We start from the raw sequence: 15,164 nt of genomic DNA, 5'->3' as shown, positions 1-15,164 counted from the left end.
GCAAGGTGAATTTATGCACATTAAAGTGGGGAAACCTTGGTCAATGACGCCAAGCGGAAATCAATACAAATATGTCTTATTTAGTAAAAATAAAATTTATGTCAACCCTAAAACTGGTGTTGTAACAGCATATGAAGAAGGAGCAGCTGAAGGCAGAGTACTTGATAAAAATGGAAATGTAATTGCTATTTGGTATATTACAGCTTTTAAATGATGAAAGGAAACTTTCACAAAATTAAAAAGGCGTTTTTAAGAGTAGTTAACAATTTAATATGTTAGTTTTTTGTTTTATTTATAGAAAAAACAAGTTAATTTAAAAAATTTTTTAAATCAAAGGAGATGTAAATATGTTCAAAAAAATAGTAGTCGGTGTATTAACTACAGGCATTTTATTCTCTGGATCAGTTGGAGTATTTGCAGCAGATAATAGCCAACAATTACCCACAAGTAAATTAGCTAAAAAAGAAGCATGTCCAAATAATACCGTTTGTTATCGAATAAAGGAATTTCAGTATTATAATTTACCTGTAAAATATAATAAAAATACAGGTAGTAACGAATATTACTATAAATTATCTGGTGAAACCGGACATTGGGAAGTTGATTCTCATAAAGGGAGATTAACTAATTTAAGTGCTGGAAAAATAAAAGTTAAAGTGTATGAAGGCGGTGTATTATTAAAAGAGTTTATGGTAATAGCTGATAGCTATAATTAATTTAAAAGGAATAATATAACTAGATGGAACGCTGCTATTTAGCAGCGTTCCATCTAGTTATATTATTAAAGTAAGGAATCGATAAATTATAAAAGGACAGCTATCCTTAGATAACTGTCCTTTTATTAAATATGCAATAAATATATTATTCTTATCGTATATTAATTATTCAAACTTAATGTTTATTAAAATTGTAAATATGATTTTGGATCTACTTGTCCACCTATATACTAATTCTTAATTTCGAAGTGCAAATGGTTCCCAGTAGAATCGCCTGTACTACCTACTTTCCCTATTACTTGATCTTGTTGTACATGTGCCCCTACAGTAGTTAAAATTGAGTCCATATGACCGTATAATATCCAAAGTCCGTCTTCATGCCTAATAACCACCGCATTTCCATATCCACCAAAACTAGCAAATTCTACAGTTCCTGATTTAGATGCCATTATTGGTGTACCCTTTGCCGCTGAGAAATCAATACCTTTATGCACGGTCCCCCAACGACTTCCATACCATATATATGCAAAATTACATACTAACCCTCATTGAAAATAATTCTCATTGAAAATAATTCTCATTGTAACTATAATGGTTTTCAGGTGGGTGATATTTTCACTTCCTTTTCAAATCTCAAAATATATTAAAGGAGGAACTAGCATTATGAAAAAAGCTATTTTAGCAGGGGCACTAGGAATTGCAGTACTATCAGGTATGAATTTACCAGGAGCAGAGGCACTAAAAGCGAGTGCGGCAACTACGAATTTAGAAATTCAAGAAGTTACAAAATATTACTCTATGAATTCCTATGAAGTTTCTCAAAAAGAATCATTTAATCTTAGTAAAGGGGAAGAACTTACAGTCTTTGTACAAAATTCCGGGTTCCCCATTTCTTATACAGTCTTTGATGCAGATAATCAAGTAATTGGCACATACAATGCTAATTCACCATATGGTCGCGTATTCAAAGCACAAAAAGACGGTAATATTTCTGTTCAATTTCAAGCAGGAGTAAATTCTTCTTACATGAAGAAAATGAATTTCACAGCTAAATTTGCAGTTTCTAAACTTAACCAACAATAAAAAATTTAACGATCCTCTTTAAAAGCAAATTAAAAAGGTATATCCCTTCAATGGGATATACCTTTAACTTTAGTGAATTTTATATTGACCAGATAACTGCTCTTGCGCCATACGAACTAAACGTTTCGTAATCTCTCCACCTACTGAACCATTTGCTCGTGATGTTGAATCTGGTCCAAGTGTAACACCAAACTCCTGAGCAATTTCATACTTCATTTGCTCAATTGCACTTGCTGCCGCTGCTACCAAAATCTCGTTTGAATTATTATTTTCTCGTATTTGCATTTCTAACACACCTCCATTTAATTGGTAATATCATGCTCTATTTCCAATTAAATATGCAAAATTTATATTTATTTAAGTAAGCATGTGATTTACATTATTAAATTCAAAGTAAAAAAAGGTTTTTCAATAAAATTAATCTGATATTTATTAATTTTATTGAATTTTAAACTCTCTAATTAATTCTTTTAACTCTTGTAATAGGCAACTTAATGATGTTGCAAGTTCTCCACTTTCTTGTACATACATTTCTTGCTCTTTCATACTAGTCTCTACATTACTACTGCTATCCAAATATGTATTGGAAATATATGATAATTCATTTACAATCTGAACGGTTCTGGTGCAAATAAAGGATACATTCAAAAAAACATTGATGATTCCTACCGGAATCGTTCTTTACGCTGTTAATCCAAATAATTGATGAATGAATTGTTTTTGATTTTGAACAGACTGATCCCGTAAATCAATCTGTTCTTTTTGTATCATATGCATGGCTTCTACTCCTGCAAGAATAAATGTAGCTGTGCGAAAAGATTTAAGTCCTAACATAGAGCGTATACGTTTTTTAATGAAACGATGGTCTTGCTCTACGATGTTATTTAGATATTTTATCTGCCTGATTTGAATGCCTAACGGCATTTTTTTCTCTTTCTTCAACCCGCTGATAGCAATGGGATAGGCGGGATTTTTATCAACTGTAATTGCACGAGGTTTTGAAACATGAAAAGACCGCAAAGCCTTCTTGAAGAATCGCTTTGCAGCCTTATGATTTCTAGATTTACTGAGATAAAAATCAATCGTGTTCCCTTCAGAATCAACGGCACGATATAGGTACATCCATTGTCCTTTTACTTTTATGTACGTTTCATCTACTCTCCAGGAGTCATTCGTTTGTTTGAGATGACGTCGAATTCGCTTATCTAACTCCGGCCCATATTGATGGACCCACCGCATAATCGTTGTATGAGCCAAGGATAGTCCTCTTTCCTCCATCATTTCTACCAAATCACGAAAACTAAGATTGTACCGTAGGTACCAACGTACAGTTAATAGAATAATATCTGGCTGATAGTGCTTCCATTTAAACAAAGTTTCCTTTTTCATACTGATCACACACCCTTTTGTAGAGTAATAGTATCAGTATGTCCAAGATTTACAGATTCATTGCACAAGTGTTATATTTTTTGCACCAGAACCATTTGTCCTTACTCCCTACATATACATCGTGTAATTCATACACTTGGCCAGGTTGTAGTTGTTTCATAATGTCTTCCAAATGAATTTGTATATATACTGGTTTCAATTGAGAGGGTTTTGTTTTAAATACCACTGTTTCGAACTCTTTTCTATATATTTTAGTTGGTAACTTAAGACGAGATAAATAATACCCCTGCTTGTCTTGAATAGACTTAAAGTCTTGTAGACGAAAATATCCTAAGTCACGAATATACAGCTCATTCTTTTGTATCATGCCTGTTCGAGTCGCACCATACGCCTGATCACTTCGTTTTCCTGGTTCAATTTTCACATCAGAAAATTCCCCACTTAACAAGTCATACTCTAGTTGAATTTTCACACCAGCTTTATGACTACATCCTCCGGCACCAGGATAGGTAGATGCGAATCGATCTGGAACCTGAAAGGTTGTAGAATCAAGGATGCGAATGCGCTCAAAGTAGGAAGAAAGAGAATGAGAAATCTTAGATACGCCTCCAATTTTAGCTTGTAGAAGTGTAGTAAATACAGTTCGAAAGAAGGCTACAGAAGCAGAGTTAAATCGCCGATTAAGTCCTTCCGGACTTAATAAAACTCCTGTTGAAGTTTCTAATTGACTACATAGTTGAGTAAGAGAGGTAGTAGCGACTTGTTGATTTAGCCATACACACAAAGATAAGAAATGGTGCCCGTGGCACTTACGTTTTCGTTTCATTCCGCCTGCTTCTATGGCTAATTGATTAAGTGTAGCGGGAGACATATATCGATATAACTCTTCAGCGAATAAAGATAATTCTTGTTTTTGATTCATATTCATAAAAACACGTCACCCTTTCTCATTAACATAAGAAAATAGTAACGTGCTTTTAACTTCAAAAATAGTCTAAATCCTTAAGTTGATGGATGTGGGGTAGCGCCACATCGCTATCAAGCTAAGATTATGTAAAATCAATTTCAGGTGAGAAGGTTTTGAACAAGCTGATTTTGTATTAAATACACCAAAAGATATTTTGAATTTACTGTAACCAAACTCGAGTCTAATAAAGAAATTAAGTTACTCACTAAAAAGTCGATTTCTTAACGTACAGGAAATCGACTTTTTATTTATAGGATTAGCGAAAAAAATTTGGTTATTGTTGGTGCTATCTTTCAGTGAAGGTTTTATTGATATTCTAGTTTTTTTAGCATAAAACACCTTAATTCTAGTTACCTTTATGCTTCTTATTAAAATTCCTGGAAAAGTTTATGGGTTAACAATTAAACTACGGCTAATTTATAGGTAAACTGATAATCAAAGTGTAGCTTGATGGAAATAAAATAAAAGACTCTTTTTAAATTTAGTTGGAAATTTAATTAAAAAATATGAGGTTTAATTCATAATAATTACAAATTAATTATTATGAAAACAAAGAGTGATTCCTCTTTTTATACCGTTTTATTAAACTGGATAAACTTCAATTTTTGTTGGATGTGAAAACCGACGTTCTAATTCTCTTTTAATTTTATTAACAGCAAAAACTTCTGAGGATGCATGAACTCTAGCTACCTTTTTTATAGCAGTATTACCCGTGACTAAAATATAACTTACCAAATACGATGAAATCATATATTCACCCTTTCAATGTAACATGTTGTTATAATATATGATTCTTATCTTAACTCTATGAAAGAAATGTAAATTAATATAAAGTTTCCTTTTTAATTCATAGCATATACTTAACTAAATATTAATGAAAAAAGGCCTCTTTTCTCGTTGAAAAGAGGCCTTTTACCGTATCATATTAAGGTTTTTCGGGTACTAGTAATAGTAAGTAATGTACTGGGATACAATTTATTTACTATGCAATTAAGTATAACATGTATATATCATAAAAGGCTGTGTCAAATTTACGAATAAATATAGCATCAAAATACTTATAGCTAACCAAGTACTGAAGTTAAACTATTTTCATACTTCTGCAGTTGACTAAAATTTAAATGAAACTTTAAATTGAGACTAATTATCCAATGTTCTTATCTCTTCGGGAGTATCTTTGTATTTTTTATTTTCTTTCAACAATCTATAAAACTCACTTTTTAATATATTTTTTTCGCGCTCTAGTTTCTTTTGATGCTTAGTCAATTCATTTATACGCTTCGCACTTTCTTGTATTTTTAAATACATGCTCATAATCAACCTCCCAATAAATTATGCTTAAATATATGAGGTTTTTGTACAAAAAATACGGTGAAATTTTTTGTACAAAGGAAGCTTTTCTTTGGTAGTCATTATAGCCTTGCTATCTGGAGCTTATGTAGAGACATAAAAAATTCATAGGAAAATTATCTTTACTTCATATCAGCTTCAGGTGCATGCGATAGTATATATACATAATAACACTAGAAAGAGCTAATCAAGATGTCACTTGAAACAAACATTATTCTTTCTTTATTAGATGTACAACTGTGGATTGCTCATCATCGGGATAATAGTCACATACAAGTAAAAAAACAAAAATTAAATTCATCACCTTACTCAAATAAGTACGCAAGTGTAAATAAATAAAATTAGACATTTATACATATTTTGTATATAAATTTACCGGTTCCTTATATGTTGAGGAACCGGTTGTTGACTTATTAGAAAAAGTTATATTTTATTAATTACTTTCTGGGTCTTTAGATTCCACTTCTCCTTCATTATATTCTTTAGTAGTACCGAATCCTGAATTCCCACCTTCAATAAATGAGGGTTGTCTTTGATTCGATCCTATCTCATCTTGAAAAGTATTTACTTGATTTTGGCTAGACTCACTTATGTCTTCTTGAATAAAAACATGTGTTACATATCCTATTAAAATACCAATTATAACCAGGACACTGCAAACAACTACCTTAATCCATGTTCTCTTCATTCCTCTCTTAGGTGTAGCATCTATTATTTACAAAAAATGTATAAATCGAACTTACAGTTACTTTGAAGTTATTTCATTCTTTGTTTTCTCTAAAGTAAACACATTCATTTTTCAAGAAACATCTTGTACAACTAAATTCTGTTTTTGTAGATAAACAGCTTTATCTGACTGTTTGGCTACGTCTTGTGAATGAGTCACAACAATAATACATTTATTTTCTTTATGTGCTAACTCTTTAAACAACTCAATAATTTCCATAGACGTTTCTTGATCTAGGTTTCCAGTCGGTTCATCTGCAATTAACAAATCTACATTACAAGATAATGCACGAGCGATTGCGACACGTTGTTGTTGACCACCGCTAAGCTGTAACACATTCCTTTTTGCTTCTATTTCTGTCAATCCTACTTTTTTTAGTAGCTCCAATGCTCTTATCTTTTTATCTTTTACATCGACTCCTGTTATTTCCATTGCTGTTATAACATTTTGAAGTGCGGTCATATAAGTAATGAGATTATAAGATTGAAAAATAATTGATACATACTGATTTCGATAGGAGTCGAGACCAATTTTACGTATATCCGTTCCTTTATATAAGACATATCCACTTTTTGGAACGTCTAATCCACTGGCTAAACTAAGAGTTGTTGTTTTTCCTGAACCAGATGGCCCTAAGATAGTATAAAAACTTCCAGTTTGAAAAGAAAAATTTACATTTTTTAAGATTGTAGTTCTCTTATTATTACTTTCATAATAATAATTGATATTTTTAAACTGTAAAATTGTCTCCATATAAATCCTCCTTATTCGTCTTTTAATAAAATCTGTTTTGGATTTAAACGAAGAATGTATAATGCCGGAAGAATCGTTCCTAGCATAGCAATTCCTAATCCAATCCCCCCTACTTTTCCTAAATCTTCAGTTGAAATACTTACATGGATATTATCAACCGGATCTACGTCTGCAGCAGGGTTACCACTTAATTTTGCTATAGGATCTTCCGGTTTATCTTCATTCTTTGCTATTTCACTAGATAAAAGATTATCACCCACTTTTTGAGAAACTTTCTCTCCTGTTGCTAAAGATAAACCAAAAGCTAATACAGCAATACATAATACCTCAACTAGTAATTGACCCATTAACTTCCACTTTTTCTCGCCTATAGATAACAAAATTCCAATTTCTTTTCTACGTTCCTTAATAGAGAGCGTAATTATTAATCCTAAAATTGTTGCACCTGCAATAGACACCATAATTACAATCGTTTTCGAAAAAGATGCAATATTTTCGATTGGACCAATCATCTGTTTATAAACGTTATCTTGTGCATCTAATTCATAGTACGCTGGTAACCCCAATTTTTTTGCTTCTTCTTTAAATGCATCAATATCCTTAGGATCCTTTAATGAATAGATTGCATTTTCCAGTGAATTCATAACAGAATACGGTACATATATTTGATTAGCAGGCTCTAATAAAGCAAAAGATTGTCCTCCAAAAGATGGAGCCTCTTCTTTAGACTCATATATACCTATAATTTCTAGCTCTTTCGTGGTAAGTTCCTCATCCATTACTTCACCTATCTGTAATTTATCACCCACTTTTAAATTGTTTTTTTCAGCTAGTTTTTTTTCAATCATAGCAACGTTTTTTCCTATTGTTTTTGACGTAATTCCCTCTCCTTCAATAAGTTTTAATTTTTTGTCTTGAGCAGCTTCTAATGAAAAAAAGTCTCTAACACCCTGTAAAGTGAAATTTAAATTATTATTTGGACCAAATGATTGAGCTCCTCCAGATGGTTCGACATTATGAAGCTCTTTCAGCTCAGCAATAGCACTTTTTAGATAATTATAGTGATCTAAATACTTAGAGTTCTTTAATTTATCAGCTTCTTTTTTTTCGATACTTGGTACCTTTATCGCTTCATTAGCATTTTGATTATTGTTTTGTTCTTCCAAATACTTATTTATATCGATTCTTAAGTTGATATCAGCTCCTAATTGTTGCCTAGCCAAATCTGTTGCTTTACTGGATGCACTTTGAATCGTAAAACCAGCAAATACTAAATTAATAACAACTAGAAAAATAGCAAGTAATATAAGTGACTTTCCCTTTCTTGATTGTAAACTCAAAAATGATCGTTTGATAAAATTCATGTTCTCTAACCTCCTTGATGCCATAGTATTGTATTAATCTGGAGTTTATATGAGGATTGTCTAGAGATATGTGGAGTTTATATGAGTTTCTGGTGCAAAAACTTCAAGATAATTGCAAGTAACCTTTTAAATTTGGACATATAAACTGTGATTTAGACCATAACCTTGCCACTTTGGCAAATTTATGCTTACAACGATAAAATTTTAAATCCATCATAAAATCGCTTACAATTATAAAGGCATTAAAAATAAGGTTTTACCAAATCCACTTAATAACACTTAATTACAGGAGCGTTATCGTACATTATAACTTAAACTAACTTGCATAACGACTTACTTTAACTTAATATATTCTTATGGAGGTTACTTATGAATCAAGAAGAACGATTGATACGAGTCCTTAATTATTTAGAAACAAATAAAACTATGAATATAAAAAAAATGTGTGAAATGTTTCATATCTCAAGAGATACTGCAAGAAGAGATATAGTAAAACTTTCAAAAAACAAAGCAATAGTTAGAACTTATGGCGGAGTGGCTTTAGCTACTTTTCATAAGAAAATTGATACTTATCAAGTGCGGTCACAGACTGAATTAGAAACGAAAAAGTCGATTGGAATGAAAGCTGCAAATATARTTGCAAACAATGACATGATTTATTTAGACGTTTCAACAACAGTCAACTTTGTAGCGCAACATTTGCAATCAAAGAACGTAACTATTGTGACGAATTCAATTTTGGGAGGAACTTTAAATAAGGTTTCTCGACATACTACGGGGACTTCGACCACTGAAAAACTCAAAGATTATCACTTTGACAAGGTGTTCATTGGAACCGCAGGTATTACTGAAGACGGGATATACTATGGTTTTGAAGAAGATATTTATTTCAAGCGTGAATTAATCAAACATGCTGATCAAGTTATTTTAGTGGCAGATCACACTAAATGGAACCAGCGACGAAATTATAAGGGTTTAACGCTTGAATCTATAGACACATTCATTACAAATCAAGTTATGTCTAATGAATTATATAATACTTTGAAAGAAAATGGTGTTGAGGTAGTAATTGCAAGTGAAGATTAAAAAATAGGGAGGATTTATTTTGATAACATCTCTTGTTTTTGACGTAGACGGCACAATTTTAGACACAGAAAAAGCAATACTAAAATCCTTACAAAAAGTTTTAAAAGAAGAACTAAAGGAAGATTATGCGTTACANTTCATTACAAATCAAGTTATGTCTAATGAATTATATAATACTTTGAAAGAAAATGGTGTTGAGGTAGTAATTGCAAGTGAAGATTAAAAAATAGGGAGGCTTTATTTTGATTACATCTCTTGTTTTTGACGTAGACGGCACAATTTTAGACACAGAAAAAGCAATACTAAAATCCTTACAAAAAGTTTTAAAAGAAGAACTAAAGGAAGATTATGCGTTACARGATTTAARATTTGCATTAGGGATTCCTGGAAAAGAAACCTTAAAAAAATTAAATGTACAAAATATAGACGTTGTTCATCCGAAATGGGCCAAATCTGTATTAGATTTTTCTCATGAAGTTTCCGTGTTTGAAGAATTAGAAAGCATTATTAAAGAGTTATCACTTAGTAAATTAAAGCTTGGTATTGTTACATCAAAAACTAAGCAAGAATTAATAGATGAGTTCGAGCCATTTGGTCTAAGCGGTCATTTTGAACATACAATTTGTGCGTGTGATACGGATAAACACAAACCACACCCTGAACCATTATTAGCTTGTTTGAAACAATTAGATGTTTCTAATAATGAGGCAGTATACATTGGAGACTCTGTATACGATATGCAATGTGCGGAAAGTGCTGGTGTTAAATTCGCACTCGCTTTATGGGGCTCAAAGACAAAAGAAGGTTTTGAAAAAGCTGATTATGTATTAAATACCCCAAAAGATATTTTGGATTTAATTTAATCAAGCTCGTTTCTAATAAAGATATTAAATTACTCATTAAAAAGTCAATTTCTTAACGTACAGGAAATCGACTTTTTATTTATAGAATTAGGATTAGCGTAAGAGATTCGGTTATTGTTGGTGCTATCTTTCAGTGAAGGTTTTATTGATATTCTAGTTTTTTAGTATAAAAGCACCCTAACTCTTGTTAACTTCATGGTTCTTATTAAATTTTTCGGCCAGTTTATGGGTTAATAATTAACTTACGACCAATTTATAGGTAAAGTGACGTTCACTTTGGTTTTAACTAAATTTGTAATAAATTTCTCAATATAGATAGACTACTAAATTACGACTCTAATATTCAAAATTAACAAAAAAGAAATTATAATATAAATATGATGGTTATCCGTTTGTTTACTCCTTGTGTTAAAGATAAGATCGTGTTCCCGGATCTTATCTTTTTCTTTTTTGATTTTAGATACAAAAAGAAATCCTTAATAGCTTAAAACTCCGTCCTCTATGTAGCACATTAAAGTAGTAAAAATTGCTTGGAGGAAAACGTTTGGACGGGAATTAAACGTACTAGAAAATATAAAACAAAGAGAACTAAATGAGTTATTTAGTAAGGTACATCCGAAGCAATGTAAGATACAAAGAGGACATAGGGAGCTTCTTCGGAAATAACATAGTTATGAAAACAAAACCACTTGAAGGTAGCCCATGTGTATCTAAAACATTGGCAAAACAAATAGATGATTTTAGGATGTAGAAAATGCTTACTAAAAAAGGAGAAGAGATTATGTCAGAAGCTTTTTATATAAATATTGGTGATTACGAGAGACCTGCAGATATATTGCGGATGCTTGGACATCCTATGCGTTTGATGATAGTTCGAGAATTAATTTCGAAAGGGCCATTAAATGTATCCGAGTTACAGAAGTTACTACGTGTTCCACAATCTACAATGTCACAACAATTAGCAAAGTTAAAACAGTTTAAGATGGTTTCCTATGAGCGAAAGGGAAATGAGATATATTATATAGTGAGTGATGAGAAAGTGATTGAGAGCATGAAGGGAATAGAACGTTTGCATCAATGAAAGTAAGAAGACATGGAAAACCTCATAACGGTATGAGAAGAATAGGGGGTGAACTCGTTGGAAACAAAATTTCAAGCATTTCAAAAGGACAGAGGTAGAAACATACTATTTTTCCAGGAACAATTGTTACAAGAAGCATTTCAAAAGAGGAAGGATATCACATTAATTCTGGTCAAAGGATTACATATAAAAGGAATAATAAGAGGATATGATACTTTTTCTATTTTAATAGAATTTGAAGGGAAGCAACAGCTTGTATATAAACATGCAATCTCCACGATTCGATTCTAAAATAAGTAGCCCATGGATATCACGTTCGAGCATTTTAAATAAACACATTTACAGGTACCTGAAACCCTGAGCAAAACAATTAAGGTACGCCAGCATTTCGGTAAAAAACCACGCTAAGAGTATACAAAGTTTTATAACAAAAATAGGGAAATATAGGGAAGCAAAAAGTCGCTCTAGAATAGGAATGTATAAAAAGATGCATAGAGTCACAGAAAAAGAAAAAGGCGAATCTCTTCTGAGAGTAAGGGGACACCTTTTTCTTCGCTACCGATAATTAGACGTTATGTTAACCAAATGTATATAGAATATACATGGTTCTTTGTTCAACAGTCAGGTTGAACAAAGAACTTTAATTTAAATAATGCTTCTTATTCTTCCGTAAAGAATGCTTTTCGCTCTGTAGCAATCCAATTCTCCAAATTGTCTTGGCTACGTCGGACAAGTCGATTCACTAAAACATCATGCCATACATAATCCTCTAATAAGTATATATGAACGGGGTCATCTGTATAAAAAGCAATATTACGCTTTTCAAGTGATGGTCCATAAATCATCTCTTTAGAATCTATCGATAAAATAAACCAATGTTCTGTAGACAGGGTTTCTGTATAAGTTGTTATGCGATGGGCTTCTAGATTTTTAATGGGATTTTCAACATGCAGGGTAATACCTTGTATTGTAACTTTATCAGCTACTTCAGATAGATCTTCTTTTAACGCTTCATACATCTCATCCCACATTGAAATGACAATACGTCGTTCTGCTTTTTTTATTAATGCCTGACAATAGCTAATGATTGTTTTATTGTCTTTTAAAGTAATCACTCGATTATCCGTTTTTTCCTCAGAAGTTTCTAGTCTTTTTAATGAATCACTGATTCCTTCATAAGTAGACTTCCATTCTGATTGCGCCTTCTGTAAAAAGATTTCAACAGGCAGAGGTGAATAGCGAGTGGTGTCATTTATTTCTTCCTTCATGACAATTCCTTTTTCTACAAGGTTACCTAAAATCTCATAAATTCGCGCTCTTGGGACACCTGAATCTTTACTTACTTGGTAGGCTGTGACAGGCCCCTGTTTAACAAGAGATACATAAGATTTAGCTTCATATTCATTGAAACCAATTTTTTTTAGCTGTTGCACTATGTAGTCCACTTTTTTCGTCCTCCGATGTTTGCTTTTATATTTTAACGTTACAATAACTGTTTACATTTAGCAAATTATTAGTTACTATTCGGATAGTGACTAAAGAGAGGTTGATAATATGGATTTTTACTTAGACCNTTGCACTATGTAGTCCACTTTTTTCGTCCTCCGATGTTTGCTTTTATATTTTAACGTTACAATAACTGTTTACATTTAGCAAATTATTAGTTACTATTCTGATAGTGACTAAAGAGAGGTTGATAATATGGATTTTTACTTAGACCCATCAGTATTAATTATTTTGATTGTTTTTGGATTTTTAGCTTCATTTATTGATTCGGTTGTAGGTGGTGGTGGACTCATTGCTTTGCCAGCTTTATTATTTACAGGGCTGAATCCAGCAAGTGCAGTAGCCACGAATAAATTAGCATCGACAATGGGGTGTGTAACTAGTAATATTGTGTTTTATCGTTCTGGTAACCTGGATTTGAAATCAGGGTTTAGATTATTCCCACTCACTTTTATAGGTTCCATAATAGGTGCATGGACCGTTCATTTAATGAACCCAGAGGTACTGAAGCCATTGATGCTGATCATGCTTGGTGCTGTTGCTATTTATACGATATTCAAAAAGGATTGGGGTAGTATTTCCACTCATAAGAAATTGTCCGGTCGACACTTCATTATTTTTACTGTTTTTGTTTTTGTTATTGGTTTTTATGATGGATTTCTAGGTCCTGGCACAGGTTCATTCTTAATGTTTTCGCTTTTATTTATTGGATATGATTTTTTAAAAGCGGCAGGTAATGCGAAGTTGCTTAATTTAGGAAGCGATATTGGTGCATTGTTAATGTTTATGTATGTAGGACAAGTAAACTATGCGTATGGTTTCATAATGGGAATTGCACAAATTGCTGGAGGGATTATCGGATCCAAGTTTGCTATAAAAAAGGGAAGTGGGTATGTTCGTGCCCTTTTCATAACAGTAACTTGTTTATTATTAGCAAAAAATATTTATGATTATATTCAATAGCTTCTAAAATTAACTTCCTATATCGATCATTATGTAAATAAGCTGTCCATGTGGACAGCTTATTTACATAAAATTCGAAAGCGGAAGTCAATGTATCTTGTTTATTTAACATTAGCATCCGTTTGTTTCACAAACAAAGACCATTTAATTTAAAAACTTATAAAAAATGGTTCCAATCACTACTACACAACTAGTTCTTTAATGGTGTTAAGTATCCCTTCTGAATAAGAACCTATGGTTAAACGCTCATGTCCATTTTTTGCCTCACTTGTAGCATTCTCAAGTAAATAACCGAATTTTACAGCCTGTAACATTTTTAAGTCATTACCACTATCACCGAAGGCAATTGCATTTTGTCGGTCTATCTTAAATTTTGCTAATATATATCTCACAATCTCGTCTTTTCCAGTCCCTAAAGGGATAAAATCAATATCATATGCATTCTCTGGATCTCCAGCCAAAGGATTACATTGATTGATGTTTATACTAATTTTAAAATCACTAGCAACTTGTCTAATATGGTTAAGGTTTAATTGATCGTCCTTTTCATTCTTGCTGAAATAGTAGTAATTGCTTTTGTATTTTGATGCACCCATCTGTGATTGGCTATCTAAAGCAATATTTTTAGAAGCTAACAAATCAACTATCTCTTTTATTTTATCGGGATGGTAATTGCCATTATCAAACCTGCTAAGCCATTCTTTATCAATTTCACCTTGTTTTAATTTGTTGAAATAATGAATTTCTGTTCCCAAATCACTTGCAATAAAATGAGGAAGATACTGAAATCCACCCCTCTTCATTTTTTCAAGAACAGCCTCAATGTTACTACCTGTTACCAAGCCAAAAAGTAAACCAGAAATCCTACTTTTTTCTACGATAGTCTGTTCTAATGCTTGTATTTGACTTTTTCGTTCGGCGGTTAATTGGTGAGGAAAGTACGTTTCATCAAAATCACTAAATACAATGTACTTAGGATTTGGTATTTCTGGTAAAGTTCTAAATAGATTGTAGTCCATAGAGTAACCTCCATAAATTCTTCTCTCATTCACCTTCATCTTACTATAAATATCCAATTACTTATATAACTAAACTGCCAGTTAATTGAACAAGAAACAATGTATACCATATACATGCTCGGTTAACATAATGTCTCATTATTGGTAGCAAGGACATGGCAGAATCCTTAAGCTATTAAGGATTCCTTTTTTGTATCTAAAATTTACAAATAAAAAAGATAAAATCGGCGAATACGATCTCATCTTAAGCATAAGGGAAAAACAAGTGACAGAAAACATCTTAATTTTTATGATGTT

Annotated in this window: 18 protein-coding genes and 4 pseudogenes; 11 read left to right on the top strand and 11 right to left on the bottom strand. The window is 32.0% G+C overall.

The annotated features are described in order from the left end of the window. Window positions 1–13: 13 nt before the first annotated feature. Together ASE54_RS37010 and ASE54_RS15970 are read left to right on the top strand one after the other, a co-directional pair. Entirely contained in the window at window positions 14–214 is a 201-nt protein-coding gene (locus ASE54_RS37010; RefSeq protein WP_000547727.1) for a hypothetical protein, read from the top strand. Window positions 215–347: 133 nt separating this feature from the next. Further along, the gene (locus tag ASE54_RS15970) at window positions 348–716 is read left to right on the top strand and encodes a hypothetical protein (protein WP_000473547.1); all 369 of its coding nucleotides are present in this window, start codon (window positions 348–350) and stop codon (window positions 714–716) included. Window positions 717–946: 230 nt separating this feature from the next. Here ASE54_RS15970 and ASE54_RS15965 read toward each other — a convergent pair whose 3' ends face one another. Next, the gene (locus ASE54_RS15965) at window positions 947–1,210 is read right to left on the bottom strand and encodes a M23 family metallopeptidase (protein WP_000548717.1); all 264 of its coding nucleotides are present in this window, start codon (window positions 1,208–1,210) and stop codon (window positions 947–949) included. Between the two features lie 169 nt (window positions 1,211–1,379). Between ASE54_RS15965 and ASE54_RS15960 the strand changes: the two genes are divergently transcribed. Then, on the top strand, window positions 1,380–1,799 hold the full coding sequence (locus ASE54_RS15960; RefSeq protein WP_000709194.1) for a hypothetical protein: 420 nt from the start codon (window positions 1,380–1,382) through the stop codon (window positions 1,797–1,799). 69 nt (window positions 1,800–1,868) lie between these two features. On the opposite strand, the gene ASE54_RS15955 is transcribed toward ASE54_RS15960, so the two are convergent. From ASE54_RS15955 to ASE54_RS35785, 5 genes and pseudogenes are all read right to left on the bottom strand, one after another. Then, entirely contained in the window at window positions 1,869–2,084 is a 216-nt protein-coding gene (locus ASE54_RS15955) for an alpha/beta-type small acid-soluble spore protein (RefSeq protein ID WP_001167052.1), read from the bottom strand. 153 nt (window positions 2,085–2,237) lie between these two features. Next, window positions 2,238–2,417, bottom strand: a pseudogene (locus tag ASE54_RS15950) (chemotaxis protein); the annotation flags it as partial. Window positions 2,418–2,480: 63 nt separating this feature from the next. After that, window positions 2,481–3,188: an IS6-like element IS240C family transposase gene (locus tag ASE54_RS15945; RefSeq protein ID WP_000712401.1), complete on the bottom strand. Its 708-nt coding sequence runs from the start codon at window positions 3,186–3,188 to the stop codon at window positions 2,481–2,483. Between the two features lie 94 nt (window positions 3,189–3,282). Further along, a pseudogene (locus ASE54_RS15940) lies at window positions 3,283–4,116 on the bottom strand (IS4 family transposase); the annotation flags it as partial. Window positions 4,117–5,295: 1,179 nt separating this feature from the next. Next, window positions 5,296–5,469, bottom strand: coding sequence for a hypothetical protein (locus tag ASE54_RS35785; RefSeq protein ID WP_000063204.1), 174 nt, complete (start codon window positions 5,467–5,469; stop codon window positions 5,296–5,298). A 228-nt stretch (window positions 5,470–5,697) separates the two neighbouring features. On the opposite strand from ASE54_RS35785, the gene ASE54_RS36365 reads away from it, so the two are divergent. Then, the gene (locus tag ASE54_RS36365) at window positions 5,698–5,844 is read left to right on the top strand and encodes a hypothetical protein (RefSeq protein WP_000051345.1); all 147 of its coding nucleotides are present in this window, start codon (window positions 5,698–5,700) and stop codon (window positions 5,842–5,844) included. A gap of 94 nt (window positions 5,845–5,938) precedes the next feature. On the opposite strand, the gene ASE54_RS15935 is transcribed toward ASE54_RS36365, so the two are convergent. From ASE54_RS15935 to ASE54_RS15925, 3 genes are all read right to left on the bottom strand, one after another. After that, window positions 5,939–6,193, bottom strand: coding sequence for a hypothetical protein (locus ASE54_RS15935; RefSeq protein ID WP_000831889.1), 255 nt, complete (start codon window positions 6,191–6,193; stop codon window positions 5,939–5,941). Window positions 6,194–6,304: 111 nt separating this feature from the next. Further along, window positions 6,305–6,985, bottom strand: a complete 681-nt coding sequence (locus ASE54_RS15930) for an ABC transporter ATP-binding protein (protein ID WP_000447828.1) — start codon at window positions 6,983–6,985, stop codon at window positions 6,305–6,307. Between the two features lie 11 nt (window positions 6,986–6,996). Continuing rightward, a complete protein-coding gene (locus ASE54_RS15925; protein WP_001009347.1) occupies window positions 6,997–8,349 on the bottom strand; it encodes an FtsX-like permease family protein in 1,353 nt (450 codons plus the stop codon). A gap of 369 nt (window positions 8,350–8,718) precedes the next feature. Between ASE54_RS15925 and ASE54_RS15920 the strand changes: the two genes are divergently transcribed. The 6 genes and pseudogenes from ASE54_RS15920 (at window position 8,719) to hfq (ending at window position 11,670) form a co-directional block, all read left to right on the top strand. After that, entirely contained in the window at window positions 8,719–9,435 is a 717-nt protein-coding gene (locus ASE54_RS15920) for a DeoR/GlpR family DNA-binding transcription regulator (RefSeq protein ID WP_057272993.1), read from the top strand. 19 nt (window positions 9,436–9,454) lie between these two features. After that, a pseudogene (locus ASE54_RS37005) lies at window positions 9,455–9,570 on the top strand (HAD hydrolase-like protein); the annotation flags it as partial. Window position 9,571: 1 nt separating this feature from the next. Further along, window positions 9,572–9,658 (top strand): annotated as a pseudogene (locus ASE54_RS37395) (DeoR/GlpR transcriptional regulator); the annotation flags it as partial. 19 nt (window positions 9,659–9,677) lie between these two features. Continuing rightward, window positions 9,678–10,298, top strand: coding sequence for an HAD family hydrolase (locus ASE54_RS15910; RefSeq protein ID WP_057272991.1), 621 nt, complete (start codon window positions 9,678–9,680; stop codon window positions 10,296–10,298). Window positions 10,299–11,079: 781 nt separating this feature from the next. Then, a complete protein-coding gene (locus ASE54_RS15905) occupies window positions 11,080–11,379 on the top strand; it encodes a metalloregulator ArsR/SmtB family transcription factor (RefSeq protein WP_043320325.1) in 300 nt (99 codons plus the stop codon). Window positions 11,380–11,436: 57 nt separating this feature from the next. After that, window positions 11,437–11,670 (top strand): RNA chaperone Hfq, encoded by a 234-nt coding sequence (hfq, locus tag ASE54_RS15900; protein ID WP_000448253.1) that lies wholly within the window; start codon window positions 11,437–11,439, stop codon window positions 11,668–11,670. Window positions 11,671–12,038: 368 nt separating this feature from the next. On the opposite strand, the gene ASE54_RS15895 is transcribed toward hfq, so the two are convergent. Next, the gene (locus tag ASE54_RS15895) at window positions 12,039–12,824 is read right to left on the bottom strand and encodes a TrmB family transcriptional regulator (RefSeq protein ID WP_000384581.1); all 786 of its coding nucleotides are present in this window, start codon (window positions 12,822–12,824) and stop codon (window positions 12,039–12,041) included. A 256-nt stretch (window positions 12,825–13,080) separates the two neighbouring features. On the opposite strand from ASE54_RS15895, the gene ASE54_RS15890 reads away from it, so the two are divergent. After that, complete coding sequence (locus tag ASE54_RS15890) at window positions 13,081–13,848, top strand: TSUP family transporter (protein WP_000348423.1); 768 nt, start codon at window positions 13,081–13,083, stop codon at window positions 13,846–13,848. Between the two features lie 182 nt (window positions 13,849–14,030). On the opposite strand, the gene ASE54_RS15885 is transcribed toward ASE54_RS15890, so the two are convergent. After that, the gene (locus tag ASE54_RS15885) at window positions 14,031–14,867 is read right to left on the bottom strand and encodes an HAD-IIB family hydrolase (RefSeq protein ID WP_000386174.1); all 837 of its coding nucleotides are present in this window, start codon (window positions 14,865–14,867) and stop codon (window positions 14,031–14,033) included. Between the last annotated feature and the right edge of the window lie 297 nt (window positions 14,868–15,164).

Source organism: Bacillus sp. Root131 (assembly GCF_001429475.1).
Classification (GTDB): domain Bacteria; phylum Bacillota; class Bacilli; order Bacillales; family Bacillaceae_G; genus Bacillus_A; species Bacillus_A thuringiensis_S.
Note: the sequence above shows the minus strand (reverse complement) of the source record. Positions and strands in the feature narration are given on the sequence as shown.